9 protein-coding genes and 1 CRISPR repeat array are annotated in these 15206 nt (G+C 49.7%); of the genes, 4 read left to right on the top strand and 5 right to left on the bottom strand.

Translation table 11 applies throughout. The annotated features are described in order from the left end of the window. Positions 1-117: 117 nt before the first annotated feature. Positions 118-1440 (bottom strand): thiolase family protein, encoded by a 1323-nt coding sequence (locus Pan54_RS21680; protein ID WP_146505545.1) that lies wholly within the window; start codon positions 1438-1440, stop codon positions 118-120. 282 nt (positions 1441-1722) lie between these two features. Beyond that, a complete protein-coding gene (locus Pan54_RS21675) occupies positions 1723-3516 on the bottom strand; it encodes an arylsulfatase (protein WP_146505544.1) in 1794 nt (597 codons plus the stop codon). Between the two features lie 249 nt (positions 3517-3765). Between Pan54_RS21675 and Pan54_RS21670 the strand changes: the two genes are divergently transcribed. The 3 genes from Pan54_RS21670 (at position 3766) to Pan54_RS21660 (ending at position 6055) form a co-directional block, all read left to right on the top strand. Then, positions 3766-4683, top strand: coding sequence for a mechanosensitive ion channel family protein (locus Pan54_RS21670; RefSeq protein ID WP_146505543.1), 918 nt, complete (start codon positions 3766-3768; stop codon positions 4681-4683). 81 nt (positions 4684-4764) lie between these two features. Next, positions 4765-5442: a hypothetical protein gene (locus tag Pan54_RS21665; protein WP_146505542.1), complete on the top strand. Its 678-nt coding sequence runs from the start codon at positions 4765-4767 to the stop codon at positions 5440-5442. Positions 5443-5572: 130 nt separating this feature from the next. Next, positions 5573-6055, top strand: a complete 483-nt coding sequence (locus Pan54_RS21660; RefSeq protein WP_146505541.1) for a PDZ domain-containing protein — start codon at positions 5573-5575, stop codon at positions 6053-6055. A 155-nt stretch (positions 6056-6210) separates the two neighbouring features. On the opposite strand, the gene Pan54_RS21655 is transcribed toward Pan54_RS21660, so the two are convergent. Continuing rightward, on the bottom strand, positions 6211-6726 hold the full coding sequence (locus Pan54_RS21655; RefSeq protein WP_146505540.1) for an REP-associated tyrosine transposase: 516 nt from the start codon (positions 6724-6726) through the stop codon (positions 6211-6213). Between the two features lie 91 nt (positions 6727-6817). Between Pan54_RS21655 and Pan54_RS21650 the strand changes: the two genes are divergently transcribed. After that, the gene (locus Pan54_RS21650; RefSeq protein ID WP_146505539.1) at positions 6818-9394 is read left to right on the top strand and encodes a recombinase family protein; all 2577 of its coding nucleotides are present in this window, start codon (positions 6818-6820) and stop codon (positions 9392-9394) included. Between the two features lie 227 nt (positions 9395-9621). Then, positions 9622-12740: a CRISPR direct-repeat array (repeat unit 36 nt; unit sequence GCTTCAATGGGGCCGTCCATTTTCAGGACGGAAGAC). A gap of 186 nt (positions 12741-12926) precedes the next feature. Here Pan54_RS21650 and cas2 read toward each other — a convergent pair. Together cas2 and cas4g/cas1g are read right to left on the bottom strand one after the other, a co-directional pair. Continuing rightward, positions 12927-13220, bottom strand: a complete 294-nt coding sequence (cas2, locus tag Pan54_RS21645) for a CRISPR-associated endonuclease Cas2 (RefSeq protein WP_146505538.1) — start codon at positions 13218-13220, stop codon at positions 12927-12929. Positions 13221-13293: 73 nt separating this feature from the next. Beyond that, positions 13294-15096 (bottom strand): CRISPR-associated endonuclease Cas4g/Cas1g, encoded by a 1803-nt coding sequence (gene cas4g/cas1g, locus Pan54_RS21640; protein WP_207310200.1) that lies wholly within the window; start codon positions 15094-15096, stop codon positions 13294-13296. Between the last annotated feature and the right edge of the window lie 110 nt (positions 15097-15206).

Below are 15206 nucleotides of genomic sequence, written 5' to 3'. Positions count from 1 at the left end.
CGGGGGCGCTCTCGAAGAGAAGCCCCCGAATCGTAAAACATCCGGGGGCTTCCGCTTATGCGGAGCGCCCCCGCCACCCCCGATTATTATATCTTAATCAAGTTATGTCCGGTGTAACTAAGCTCGTTCCAACCACATCGCCACACCCTGTCCACCTCCGACACAAAGCGATGCCAACCCCGTATTCAATTGCCGCTCTCCCAATGCCCGCAGCAAAGTGAGAATCAGTCGTGCTCCCGTGGCTCCTACTGGGTGCCCTAATGCAATCGCTCCGCCATTCACATTCAACTGATTCAATGGCAATTCTCCAATTGGCTCTTCACGACCAAGGACCGATTTACAGAAGTCGGCTGACTTCATCGCATCCAGACAAGCCAGCACTTGAGCGGCGAAGGCTTCGTTGATTTCAACCAGTTCGAAATCTGAAAGAACTTTTTTGGTGCCGTGCAGCAGTTTATCGACGGCAAAGACTGGCCCGAGTCCCATACGCTTGGGGTCGCAACCAGCTATGGAATAAGCATGCAGGAATCCCAGCGGGTTTATACTTTTTTTCTCAGCGGTCTCTGCAGACATGACAACCAGCCCGACGGCTCCATCGGTAATCGGACAACTGTTGCCAACAGTCACTGTTCCACTATTTTTTCGGAAGATCGGCTTTAATTTACCGAGTGATTCCATCGTCTGATTTTTTCGAGGTCCGAGATCCTCATGTAATGGAGCAGAACCGGTCAGGTCGCCGGAAATCATCAAGATCTCATCATTGAAGAACCCTTTTTCCTGAGCCAGGACCGCTCTCCGATGACTCTCCAGTGCAAACTCATCCTGTCGTTTCCGGGAGATATCAAAATCATCTGCCAGAACCTCAGCTGTCTCACCCATGTTTAATCCACAGACAGGGTCAGTCAACCCGAGTTGAATCTGTGGGACCGGTTTGAAATGACCGGGACGTAATTGTGAAAGCAGCGAGAGTTTATCAGTCCAGGATTTGGCTCGCTGGAATTTCATAAACCAGCCCTTGGCTTCCTCATTGTACAGGAAGGGCACCTGCGACATCGACTCGGCTCCACCCGCCATCAGCACCTCGGCTCGACCTTCGCGGATAATCTGACTGGCCTCAATGACGGACTCCATCCCTGAAGCACAGTTTCGATTGACGGTATGTGCAATCCGATCCTGCGGAATCCCTGCCCGGAGTGCAATCACCCTCGCGACATTGGCAGCATCACTCTGACCGCAGACCGAGCCGAAGATCAACTCATCAATTTCCTTCGGCTCCATATTGATTTGAGCAAGTGCTTCGCGGACCGCCATCACTCCCAGTTGATCAGCCGGAAATTTTGCCAATGCTCCATAAGCTTTGACGAATGGAGTCCGCTTGCCGGCAACTATGGCCAGAGGCGGATCGAGACGGGTGCAGATCGAGCGGGTGTCGGCATTCACGGCGATAGCCTCATTCTAAGATGTGATTTCTAAATGGTTATTGTCCTGCTTTTATTATACCTCCGGGAAGTTTCAATTTTAAGACCCAATCGCAAAGCGGTAATCTTTCACTTTCATTGGGGAGCAGTTTTCTTTCCTTCTCCTTGGGGAGAAGGTGGCCGAAGGCCGGATGAGGGGAATCCCTTCGACGTTCCCATCCAAAGTGACGCGCATTTGCCTCAACCTAACCCTTTCCCAAGGGGAGAGTTGACAGTTCAGTGCATTAACTTCTTCTTGAAAAGCTCAATTCTTCTTCTCAACATACGCGTAATATGCACCGTACTCTTCACCCTTATCTGTTGTAAATATAGCAGACATGGTGGTCGTTTCCGGCTTCAGATCGAGCTGAAATGTCACTTCTGTTTCATCGGCATTGACCGTTTTTGTTTTGACAATGTCTCCGATTTGCAGAGTGACCTTAACGGGCTTGATCGCCACACCGGGATGAGCACGATAAGGTTTGACCCCAGGGACGTCTGCACCGGGTGGAAGTGATGCTCCGATCGGTTGGTCCGCCTCTTCTGGCCAGCGGCGCAGGCGGATTTCATAACTGCCGGCTTCGGTGATTTTCACATTCCAGAAGCCGGTATTCTGCGGGCCGTTCATCGCTCCACGAATCTGTTGCTGATTCCAGGGCGTCATCTGAGTGGTAATCCAGTCGTGCGAAGTGAGCCGGGCAGGATTGTCGGCTGGATGACCGAGATAGATGGCCGTCGACTGAGCAAACGTCGGTTCGAGTTCTTTCCACCAGTCTTCGTAGAACTCGCGCAATCGCTCGACCACTTCCGGATTGCCAGTGGCGACATTACTTTTCTGCCCCACATCGTTTTTGATGTCGTACAGTTCTTCGCCGTTAATCAGTCGCCAGTCCGAAGTCATCACCGCTGATTTGCGCCACTTGATCGGATCTTTCACCCGCTGAGAATCCGTGACCAATATTCGATCTTTCCAATCGGTGGCCGTCCCCTTCAACAGGGGCACAATGCTGACACCATCAAATTTCAAATTGCTGGGAGCACTTACTCCACAGAACTCCAGCAATGTTGGAACGACATCGACATGAGCAGTGATAGGGGTAACATCTCGGCTTTCTGTGAATCCACCCTCAGGCCAATGCAGAAAGAACGGCACACGATGTCCGCCATCATATTCGCTTCCCTTGGCCCCTCGCATGTCCGCATTAAAAACTCGACTGCCTGAAGAAGTCCCATTGTCGGTGGTGAAGATGAAAATCGTATTCTCTGTCAGGCCTTCCTCATCTAAGAATGCGCGTAACTTTCCGACATTCTCATCGATGTTGGCAATCATGCCATAGAAGTTGGCGAGTCCCACGTTTTGATCTTCATAAGGTTCGCTGAATTCAACGGGCGAATGCATCGGACCATGGGGTGCATTCGTTGCGATGTAAGCCAGAAATGGTTTATCCGCTTTCTTCTGAGCTTTGATAAATCGTTTTGCATAATCAAAAAAGACATCCGTGCAAAAACCTTCAACGGGAACCGGCTTGCTGTTGTGCCAATAATGACCATCGAAATAGGCGTTGTTCCAGTAATCGGGAGTTTGCCCCACACCGCCTCCACCATGCCGAAGAACTTCGGTGAAACCTCGATCTTCCGGACGATACGGATAGTTATCTCCCAGATGCCACTTGCCGAACATGCCAGTTGCGTAGCCACCATCTTTGAACAGTTGCCCGAGAGTCACTTCATTCTCTCTCAGCATGGAACGCCCCATAATGGTATGCCAGACTCCCGTCCGATCCGTCCAGTGTCCCGTCAGAAAAGCACTACGGGTCGGCGAACAGGTGGGGGCCACGTGGTAGTCGGTCAGGTGAACAGACTCTTCATACAGCGCATCGATTTGAGGAGTTTTCAGAATCGGATTGCCATGACAGGAAAGATCGCCATAGCCTTGATCATCAGTAATCACGATGACTACGTTCGGTTGATCGGCAGCTAATACGGAGCCCGAATTGACGGCTCCATTGCAGAGGACTACAAGTAGAGACAAACAGGGTAAAAAGGTTCGTAGGCGCATGGGAATCCTCTCTGATGAATCCTGAATGGATACTGAATTTTCTGAACACTGATCTTAACAGCTAAAATCGCTGCAAGCTATGATGCCGCAGCCGCTGGAGCCGTATGTCGGGTTAGCAGAATGCGTAACCCAACGTCTTGAAGTTCTCATTGCCACAGTGACATCTCACCCATGTTGGGTTACCCTTCGCTTCATTCCAACCTAATTCTACTAACCTTCATCATTCAACTGTAACAAGAAAGAGACACTATGCAGGGACATTTATTGACGCTGGCCTTTCAAGCAGTACCAACACCGGTTCCCACTTCAGAGGGCGGACCAACAGAACTTTCGATCAATCAGGCAGCCGTTTGGGTGCTCCAGCTCAAAGAATATGCTCTTGAATATGGCCCTGCAATTTTACTGAATATCCTTGCGGCCGTTGCGATGTTTATCGTCGGTCGCATGGTTGCCAGCTGGTTGACAGCACTTTCAGCCAGCACGATGCGCCGCGGACGTGTCGACTCAACGCTCGTGAATTTCGCGAAGAGTATTATCTACTGGGCGTTGATGCTCTTCGTCATCATGGCGGTGCTCGATCGGCTCGGTGTCGATACCACCTCCTTCGCGGCAGTCGTCGCTGCTGCTGGTCTGGCGGTTGGTCTGGCATTGCAGGATTCGCTTTCCAACTTCGCCTCCGGCGTCATGTTGATTCTGTTTCACCCGTTCCGCGTCGGCAATTACATTGAAGCCGGTGGGACAGCTGGCATCGTTGAAGAGATTCAAATCTTCAACACCGTCATGCGAACCGGCGACAACAAGCGGATTATCGTTCCCAATAGTTCGATCACGAGCGGCATCATTACCAACTACGCGGCTCATGAACTTCGCCGCATCGATCTGGTTATCATGTGTGGATACGGAGACAACCTGCGGGAAGTGAAAGAGTTTCTCGAAGAAGTCCTCGCCGCAGAACCGCGCATTCTCGACGAACCGGCTCCGCTGGTCGCCGTCGATCAGTTAGCCGACAACGGCGTCAATCTGATTGTCCGCCCCTGGGTGAAAACAGCAGAGTATTGGGATGTCCGCTGGTCCCTCACCGAAGAAATCAAAAACGGCTTCGACGACCGCGGCTTCACCATTCCCTATCCAACACGGGATATTAACATCGTGAAACAACCTGCGTGAAAACTGTAGGGTCCGCTGTGCGGACCATATTGCACGCAGAATGTACAAATACATTGGCCTAAATTTTAGCTCTTCCGAAGTATGACAACCGAAACCTGGGATGAATGGGAAATACTTTGGACATATGAATGGCAGGAAGATGATGTCAAACGGCACTGGAAATCCAGTGCAAAAAAATTAGGATTAAATCCTTGGGACTTAACGATCCTTGAAACAATCTGGTATGGGCATGGTCAAGGAACGTCCCTTGAATTTTTAACAGAAAGATCCTTTGGGAATTCTCAACACCAGTATCCCGATCAAGTTAAAAGATCCATTGAACGTGTTTTTACAAAAGGCTGGTTACAATTTCTCGATGTTGAATTTGTGGACAGGATGGCCCAACACTTAAACAGAGAGGGGTATGAAATTGTTGACGGTTTGATTGGTACCTACGACAGAGACGATGATTCAAAAGGCCTGGAGGGGGTGATTAGCTTCACTGAAGATGGTGCCGCCATTTATAAAAGCTGGTTAAGTGACATGTGGCCTGATAAGCAATTTGTGAAAGAGCGAGACGAACACTGGGCAATCGCAGAATTGTCTGATGATCAATATGTCATTTATGGAGAAACACTCGAAGCTTGCCAGAGAGCACTTGATCATAAAACAGTCAGAAAATCTTCGCCGCCAGAAGCCGTGGGACGTTGGTGTGATCGCTGGTGGCAGAAGTTCGAATCGGGGGTTCGAATTTTTTATGAGGTGGATGAACAGGATTAGTCCCCCCTTGTTTCCGCCTTCAGCCTTCCACCTTCCATGTCCCCTCCCGGAACTCCTTTTCGATTTTAAGTGTGAGAGGCAACACAATGTTGTCAGTAACTTAAACAAAATCACACAAAGGAAATCAATCATGTCACGCATTACTCTCACACTGATCGCTCTGGCTGCTTTCACCACATTCAGCACAACTGCACAAGCAGGTGGCTGTTCAAAAGGTGGATACAAAAAAAGTTACAGCGGCCATTACGGTGGTGGAAATTATGGTTACAAGAAAACTTACCACCGCAATCACTATGTTAAACCGATTGTCAAAGAAGTCATTGTTGAAAAACCTGTCTGTCCTGCTCCACTGCCCTCACTCGGTTTCTTTGGTGTGATGTGTCCTGAAGGGATGCTCATCAAAGAAATTCAGCCGAACAGTGAAGCTTGCCGATTGGGGCTGGCTCCCGGCGATGTGATCAAAATGTTCGATGACATCCGCATCATCTGCGAAGATGACTGGATTCACGCCCTCAAATGCTCAGGCAAAGTCGCATGCTTGAAAGTGATCCCTTGCGGCGAACACAAAATCCTGGAGTTCCACGCCCAACTGGCACCGGGATTGGCATATTAAGCGAGACAGAGGTTTTATCGTCGAAACTGACCAGAAAAGAGCGAGTCTGAAAAGACTTGCTCTTTTCTTATTTGTATCTCTTAAAATTTCAACGAAAATATGTGGGTGGCCCCGAAAGATTCTTTCGGGGCGGCGCAGCCGTGCGCTGTTTGTGTTTACTCGATCCATTTAATGGGAACGCCGACTGATCTGTGTTGTTCATACCAGCGGGCGGAGCTCCATTTCCAGTCGACAGCCCTTTCGGCAAGTCCTGCCCTCACAGGATTGAGATGAAGATAGTTCAGTTTCTCCGTCAGCTTTTGCTGCTCTGAAATCTCAAAAGAAAAGTATTTTGGTGTCCAGATGCCTTCACTCAGGTCGACGTTCATCGAATAGTTCTGACGATTTTCTTCCCACCATTTGCGAATCGCATGACTGGAAAGCCGTTTCCATGTTTGCATAAAACGACTTAACTGACCCGTCTCAGGAAACCAGACGAGCAGATGCATATGATCCGGCATCACTACAAATCCAACACAAATCGCCGACTGTCTGCTTAACTGTTCGTTGAGTTTTCCCAGTAAGATCCGTTTTGGCGAGTCAGGCTGAAGCAAGTTGCGGCGACGATGACACGAAAATGTGACAAAGTGACAGTAAAGCTGATCCTGGTATTGTTGCCTGTTATCTGACATCAATGAATTATGTCGAACAATACATCAAGATACTACTGCGCACGGCTGCGCCGCCCCGAAAGAATCTTTCGGGGCACCTGCTTTTCGTAAAGTGCTTCATACACGGCAATTACAACCCAACTGTTTGAAGCCCAACGGATTAGGTAAATCCGGATACTGCTGGTCAGTTCCGGTCGTTGCTGGTTGTGGAGGTAGCAAACAGGGACAAATCCGGGACAAGTTTGATTTTGCGAGCCTCGGGCCGGGAGATTCTAATTCACCCGGTTCTTTAAGTTACTTAGTGCTTCTGGGTGTGCTGACGATGTTGTCAGCCGCCAAAGCGTTCTCACCAAATGATATCGATGATTGCGAGATTACTCAATCAGAGACTTCCGCTCAAATCGAAGCTCTCTGGCGGGAATACTCGCAGCAGTTCTCAGGCGTAACCCGTTCAGTGCCAGCGGCTATTTATGCCAGGTATAGTTCTCGGTATCAGAACAGCATTATTGATCAGGTGAGAACTTGCTTGGAATTCGCCTCAAAGAATGACATTTATGTACCGCTGGAACACATTTATTACGATGTGGCAAAAACGGGACGCCATGGAAAAAGAGCTGGTTTACAACAGATGAAAGATTGTCTCTTGAGTAAACAGGTTGAGACTCTGCTGGTCTTTGCGACAAATCGATTATATCGCAAGTCAAGCGAATGTATGAATTTTGTTGAAAAGGCCGTTAAACATAAAAAACGGCGGGTCGTGTTTGTCATGAATGGCATCGACTCGAAAACAGATTCGAAGTGGAAGCGTTTCCTGCTGTTCCTGTCAGTCTTTGATGAGTTCGCCTCGGAAATGTATGTGGATCATATCCGTGCCTCTCATATGGGCAAATTTGACCGTCGACAAGTCACTGGGACTTTGGCCTACGGGTACCGTGGGAAACGGATTTCTGATATTGCCAATCAAAAGGGAAAATTTGACCAGGAAATCATCATTGATGAGCCGGAGGCGCGCTGGGTCTCCAAGATTTTTGAGTGGTTTGTCGTTTTGAAGCTATCGATCAACACGATCATTCAACGATTAAATGACAGCCCGGACGTTCCCGAATCGCGTAAAGGCCAAGGGGCGTGGACGCGACAGGCCGTAACCAGGCTACTTAAAAATAGACGCTATTTGGGTGACTGGGCCTATGGCGTCACAGAATCAATGTTGATGTCTGAAGAGGGATACGTTCGACAGTGTGAACGAGATGAACCCTTAAGATGCCAGCATTTCGAAGAGTTACGCATCGTCTCAGATGAGCTATTCCAGAAGGCTCAGGTTCGATTGCTGGAATTGAAGCAAAGATATCAGAAGCGAAAGAATCGGATTGGTGCTATTGATCGCCCTGCTCAGATTCTCAATGGTCTATTCTTCTGTTCAGACCATGACCGCAGCCTCATCGTCGGTGGTAGCAAGTCTCAATATCTGATCTGTCCAAGATGCCAACTGAAGTCGAGAGAACATCGCTCGTTGCATTCGTATCTCAGGCGCGATCTCGCCCTCGAGTTACTATGTGAAAAACTGGCAGGTTTGATTCAGGAGGATGAGCAACTTGTGGCACGGATTGTCGCAGTTTGTCAGAGATCTGTTGAGCATTATCGAAATCTCGATGATTCAGATATTGAGAATTTGAAGCTGCGAAAAAAACAGCTTACTAGAGCACTCAACCTGCTACTGCATGAAGAACCTACGTCTGAATCTCAGGCACTCGATCTCGAACGAATTCGTAGAGAAAAGCGGGAGACATTAACAGACGTCGAAAAGCAGTTAGCAGCTGCAGATGATCAAAATATTTCAATCCTTTCCATTCCATCCGAGGATGATATTCACAAGTATCTGAAACAAATCGAAGTCACATTATTGAATGTCGCTAAGTTTGGACCTCCGGCGGAAGTTGATGCATTACGCGAGCTTCTCTTTCAACTCACTAGCGGTCGGATCGAAGTCTTCCAGAGAGGGGGACGAAGCAAAAAAGAAGGCTGGCTGGAGGGTCGGTTCACTTCGTCTTTAGAGAATTGTGCCAGCAGAGAACTTTTTGGAAGATATGGGAACAACCCTGAGAGAACTACCCTGGCGGTAGAATTTCGGAAACCGTCCGATGTCGATCCTCGCGTAGAACTCGCCTGGTCAATGCACCAGCAGGGAATGCTTGGAAAGCAAATTTCAGAAGAGCTGAAATGTTGTAAAGCGACAGTCTCCAATCTCCTGAAAATGGCAGCGGATAATGCTGGCGAAACTCTCGAAGATGGACGTACCCGCAGAGCCTCCCTCACGAATAAACAAAGTAAAGTCCCGGCTTATCAAAAGATCGCCGATGAGGTCGCCGAGGATTTCAAGCAGGGAGTGTCGCTTGCCAGAATCGCCGAAAAGTTTGACTGCAGTTCACCGACTGTGAAAAAGGCAATTGATTTCTGGTTTCAATCCAGTGATCTCCCTGTTCCAACGACTGCTGATCATCGAAAGCAAATGAAACAGAAAGCATTTGAATGGGATCAGTCCGGTATGCCACTGAAAACCATTGCTGAGAAATGCGATGTGTCTGATGTTCAGATTCGTGCGTGGTTGAATGAAGTTTATACTGAGAGGGGAGTTAAAGCCCCAGACCGCCGAAAAACACTCCATCTCAATAATTCAGGACAGTCCCAGTAATAGAAGGGCTTAGCAACCTAAAAACTGCTCTTTCTTCATCAACTTAATTAGGAAATTTCTTTAGAGACATACTCATGCATGGGTATGTCTCTTTTTGCTTTGAATCCACTTTTGAATCAACTGTTGCGTTCTTAGTGTTGTGTGATAATAAATCAGCTCGTTCCATCCATTTTCAGGACGGAAGACGTCAACATGGGAGTGATAATCGGCAGCAGCCCGGTTCATAAGCTTCAATGGGGCCGTCCATTTTCAGGACGGAAGACGAAAGACACTCCCAGAGGTAGTCTAATGAGTTTCAGCTTCAATGGGGCCGTCCATTTTCAGGACGGAAGACGTCTTGAACAACCCAGCTTTGATCAGCGTTGCTATTGCTTCAATGGGGCCGTCCATTTTCAGGACGGAAGACGTGGAAGTTTAATCCTCGGCATTTTTTCGATCCCATAGCTTCAATGGGGCCGTCCATTTTCAGGACGGAAGACAAAACTACTGCGAAAACTGCTGCGGCTTCAATGGGGCCGTCCATTTTCAGGACGGAAGACACGAACGAAAGAGGAAAACGCAAGGATGATCAGAAGCTTCAATGGGGCCGTCCATTTTCAGGACGGAAGACAAAACGCAAATTGCTACCTTTGGGATGACTCAAAGGGCTTCAATGGGGCCGTCCATTTTCAGGACGGAAGACCGGTGTAGTTCCTGATTTGCAAGAACCCCACATTGCAGCTTCAATGGGGCCGTCCATTTTCAGGACGGAAGACGAACGAGGATTAGTTGATCTAGAAGGAAATAAAGTTGCTTCAATGGGGCCGTCCATTTTCAGGACGGAAGACCAGCGTCAGTATCGTCTAAATACGGATTAGTCATCTGCTTCAATGGGGCCGTCCATTTTCAGGACGGAAGACCCAACTAAGTTCAGAGAGATATTTACCAACGTTAGTGCTTCAATGGGGCCGTCCATTTTCAGGACGGAAGACAGCCGCTGCAACTTCACCATTATCGCAGCTCGGGCCGCTTCAATGGGGCCGTCCATTTTCAGGACGGAAGACATTAACGCACATTACGATGCGGCTCGCACGACGGACGAGCTTCAATGGGGCCGTCCATTTTCAGGACGGAAGACTTGATTATCAGGACGCTCTTCGCAAAATTAAATTTGCTTCAATGGGGCCGTCCATTTTCAGGACGGAAGACGAGAAACAGATGAAACAGAACACTTGGAAATGGCTGGCTTCAATGGGGCCGTCCATTTTCAGGACGGAAGACGGATACATGCGTAGGGTTGAACTGCTTGCAATATTGGCTTCAATGGGGCCGTCCATTTTCAGGACGGAAGACATAGGGTAAAGCAGTCGCCAGAGATGCCACCCCGCGGCTTCAATGGGGCCGTCCATTTTCAGGACGGAAGACTTATTCGGCAAACAATGGAAAGTGTCTAGTTATGAGCTTCAATGGGGCCGTCCATTTTCAGGACGGAAGACCCCCCGATGGCTTTCAGAAGTTCTTGAACCTGATCAGGCTTCAATGGGGCCGTCCATTTTCAGGACGGAAGACGGATGTATCGAGCCATTCACGAGGGTCATACGCCGACGGCTTCAATGGGGCCGTCCATTTTCAGGACGGAAGACAAGAAGACTCGACGAATTGGGAATTGCTGACTGATCGCTTCAATGGGGCCGTCCATTTTCAGGACGGAAGACAATCTCAGGTCCAGATGGTATTTGCCCTGCAGCTACGGCTTCAATGGGGCCGTCCATTTTCAGGACGGAAGACCCGACTTGCGAACAATGATGATATCCGTAACGCATTGCTTCAATGGGGCCGTCCATTTTCAGGACGGAAGACCTGTCCCATCCGTAATTTTCTTTCGCTGACATAACGTGCTTCAATGGGGCCGTCCATTTTCAGGACGGAAGACAAAATAATCAGGAGGATTAGACGATGGCACAACTTGCTTCAATGGGGCCGTCCATTTTCAGGACGGAAGACACATCCGTTTTTACTTACCTTGTCAGGCCCACTACCGCTTCAATGGGGCCGTCCATTTTCAGGACGGAAGACGTGTGGAACATCGTCGCTATTATGCGAATCTTTCCGCTTCAATGGGGCCGTCCATTTTCAGGACGGAAGACAAGGCAGGGTGCAACCCACACATCGTCAGCAGTAACTGCTTCAATGGGGCCGTCCATTTTCAGGACGGAAGACGTTGAGCGAACCTGAATGCATCTTGTGTTGAGACTGCTTCAATGGGGCCGTCCATTTTCAGGACGGAAGACTTCTATCAAGCCCCCGTAGTCATCACCATCAAGATGCTTCAATGGGGCCGTCCATTTTCAGGACGGAAGACAAAAAGCGGAAAGAAAAGTAGTTGGGCCAATTGACAAGCTTCAATGGGGCCGTCCATTTTCAGGACGGAAGACCTCACGATATTTCGATTGATAGAATGAAACCACAACCGCTTCAATGGGGCCGTCCATTTTCAGGACGGAAGACAATTCCAGAAAATGAGAAAATTAACATAGGAAACTTGCTTCAATGGGGCCGTCCATTTTCAGGACGGAAGACACTGATGGAGTGATGGAGCCGGAACTGTCCAACATGCTTCAATGGGGCCGTCCATTTTCAGGACGGAAGACCAGAGACAGGAACGAAGTGGAGCATACGGAAATTAGAGCTTCAATGGGGCCGTCCATTTTCAGGACGGAAGACAGCTGATATGGGTGTAATTAGATCAGAAGTAAGGGCTTCAATGGGGCCGTCCATTTTCAGGACGGAAGACACTAATGAACAAATTCGCGTCGCCATCGCACGACTGCTTCAATGGGGCCGTCCATTTTCAGGACGGAAGACACCGGTATTGTGTACGCATCAACTCAAGATATTTTAGCTTCAATGGGGCCGTCCATTTTCAGGACGGAAGACGACAGCACAATCGTTACGTTCGTTGTAAGAGCGGGCTTCAATGGGGCCGTCCATTTTCAGGACGGAAGACGATGCGATCATTATGTGCATTGTCACATCCACGTGGCTTCAATGGGGCCGTCCATTTTCAGGACGGAAGACGACAGGCATCGTGAATTCTTCGGATCTTGTGGGAACAGCTTCAATGGGGCCGTCCATTTTCAGGACGGAAGACAGTAACTTACTTTACGGAAATGGTCAATCACAATTAGCTTCAATGGGGCCGTCCATTTTCAGGACGGAAGACCTTAAATTACTCATAACTCAAAACCTTTTTCATAAAGCTTCAATGGGGCCGTCCATTTTCAGGACGGAAGACAAGGAAGTGACAAGATGCAGACCACTGAAACCCCATGCTTCAATGGGGCCGTCCATTTTCAGGACGGAAGACCGCCCGCCTCTGATCTTTTGATCTGGCAGGGGGTTAGCGTCTCTTTTGCGAGGGCTGTTGGTTTGGGATGCTGATTTTGCATGATCCAATTCTACCATTTTTGTATCTGGTTGCCAAGGAACAGGTTACGATTGCGAGGGCTGCCGGGGGTTTTTGCGGCACTGGACCGCTCGAACCGGATTGTTCTCAAATAATTGTCGCTGTTCTTGGTTGAACGGCGACGATTGGTTCGCCCCAGAATTCGATGCAATCGTCTCCTCGGCCTTCGATCGGGCCGAGGTCGACTATCATGACACGATCTTCGTCCAGGTTCAAGACCGGCCAGAGGGCATCTTTGAGTTGCTGTAATTCCATGTCGCTCAGTTCGCAGCGGAAGACCGAATACTGCATCGGCTCGCCGTGCCCCTTCATCGATTTGTAGATTTGTCGGTATCGCTTCGGGCAGGTGATGTCGTAAGAAATGAGATAGACGGTCCGCATGGTCCACTCCTGTTGAATTTCTGATTATATCAATATTAGAGACTCACTCGCTTACGCTTCGTGCTTGTATGTATTAACGGGTTAAGAAACTGGGATATTCTGCCAATTCGCCGAGCAGGTGCCGGGCGAGTAAGCGAGACTGGACTTCCAGGATGCGTCGATAGCTGACTTTGTAGCCGAAAATCGGATGCGTGATTTCCGTATCGAGACGACGTTCATAGGCGGCAATCACACTTTTGCGACCGGCATCGGTCATCGTGACCGCCCCGGCTTTGTGCAGGAACGAATCAGGACTGACTTCCTGATTATTGAACACCGTCAAGGCGACCGAATCGGCAATGAGAGGACGAAATTCCTCAGCCAGATCCAACGCTAACGAAGGTCGTCCATAACGGGGACGATGCAGGAAGCCGAGCATGGGATCGAAGCCGGTCGACTGCAGGGCGACCGTTAATTCTTTGGTCAGCAGGCTATATAAAAATGAGAGGACGGCATTGACGGGATCGCGAGGTGGCCGGCGATTGCGGCCATCGACATCGAACTCGGGTTGATCGGGCAGAAGTGTAAAGAAAGCCGCGAAGTACTCTTTGGCGGCCATCCCTTCAAGACCGAGTAGCGTTTCGGCGGACTCGGCGCGCAAGGCACGGCGATGATATTCGTTCAATTGCCTCAATACGGGATGCTCTTTCTCGGAGAGGTGGCGTCGCAAAAGAGTTCGGCAATTCTTGATTTTTCCGGCGATGAATTGACGGGAGATCTGCAAGGCTTCGTTCGCCTGAGCTGCCGTCTGATATTGTCGGATTCTCAGTTCAATATTCTTATGCAGCAGGCCAGAGGTCATACTGTGGAACCAGCCTCCATAAGTGAGGTGGCAGATGGAGATGCCCCGATTCGTCAATTGCTGGATCGCCTGAGCCGAGAACATCACATTGCCGAAGACGCACACCTGCGAGATATCGAGCAAGCGGACACTGCTAAGTTCTTCCCCTTTGAGTTTGATGGTGATGCGGTCTCCTGATTTACCAACAAAAGCTCCCTGATGCTGCACATAGAGAGGCAGGGCATTTTGCCGGGCGGGAAGCAGTTTGCGGAGGCCATCGGGTTTGACTGGTAGTTGCGATCGCTCATGGGTCAACTGTTGTTGATCGATGAGCAGATTCGTTTCATCGGGCAGACAGATGCCCACGAGTGAGCAGCGATTGCATTTGGGGCTATCTTCCAGCGGCGGCGGACAGATTTCTGAAATCGCAGTCTCCCGGAACAACCGGACGAGTTCTCGCGTGCGTGCAATCAATTCATCGTCAAAGGGGATGACAACCCGTCGTTTGGAGGCGATGTAGTAAATCACGCCCTCTGTACAATGATAGCCATTGTCGCGAAGAATCAGACCTTGAGCACAAATCTGCACGCGTTCGGGTTCGTAGGCTCCTTCCGGTAAGTCGGGGACCTTACCCCGTTTGTAGTCCACTGGAGTGATCGTCTCGCCTTCGATTTCGAGCAGATCGAGTTTGGCAATCAAACCTTCCTGTTCGGAGGAGAGCGTGAGGGATCGGGCGTGGATGGATGTGGGGCCTTCCTCTTCAGTCTCTTCCGATTTTGCAGCCTTGCTATTGGATTTTGATCGAGCGGGAATCTGCTTGCGATCAGGTTTATCGACATTGCGATGCCCGAAAGTCCCTTCCAGGGTTTCGAGGTTTTCTGCCCATTCTCCCTGAACGAATTCGAGATAGGCCAGTCGCGGGCAATAGCTGTATTCGTTGAGCATTCGCACGGGGATCAGCCCATCAATGCCGACGTTGGCAGCGAGGGGAGAGTTTGCATTCGGTGAGGAAGACGTCCCGTTTTCCGGGGGCGTTGGTTCGGCGCGAGAGATCATGAGAGCTGCATACCGGACCGGGCTTCAGCCTGCCACCGACCTTTCCGAAGACCACGGCAGTGGACTCTCACTCAACTGAAGTCCCGTGATCGACCCGCAAGACCTCCATG

The sequence above is a fragment of the Rubinisphaera italica genome (genome assembly GCF_007859715.1).
Taxonomy (GTDB): Bacteria; Planctomycetota; Planctomycetia; order Planctomycetales; family Planctomycetaceae; genus Rubinisphaera; species Rubinisphaera italica.
Note: the sequence above shows the minus strand (reverse complement) of the source record. Positions and strands in the feature narration are given on the sequence as shown.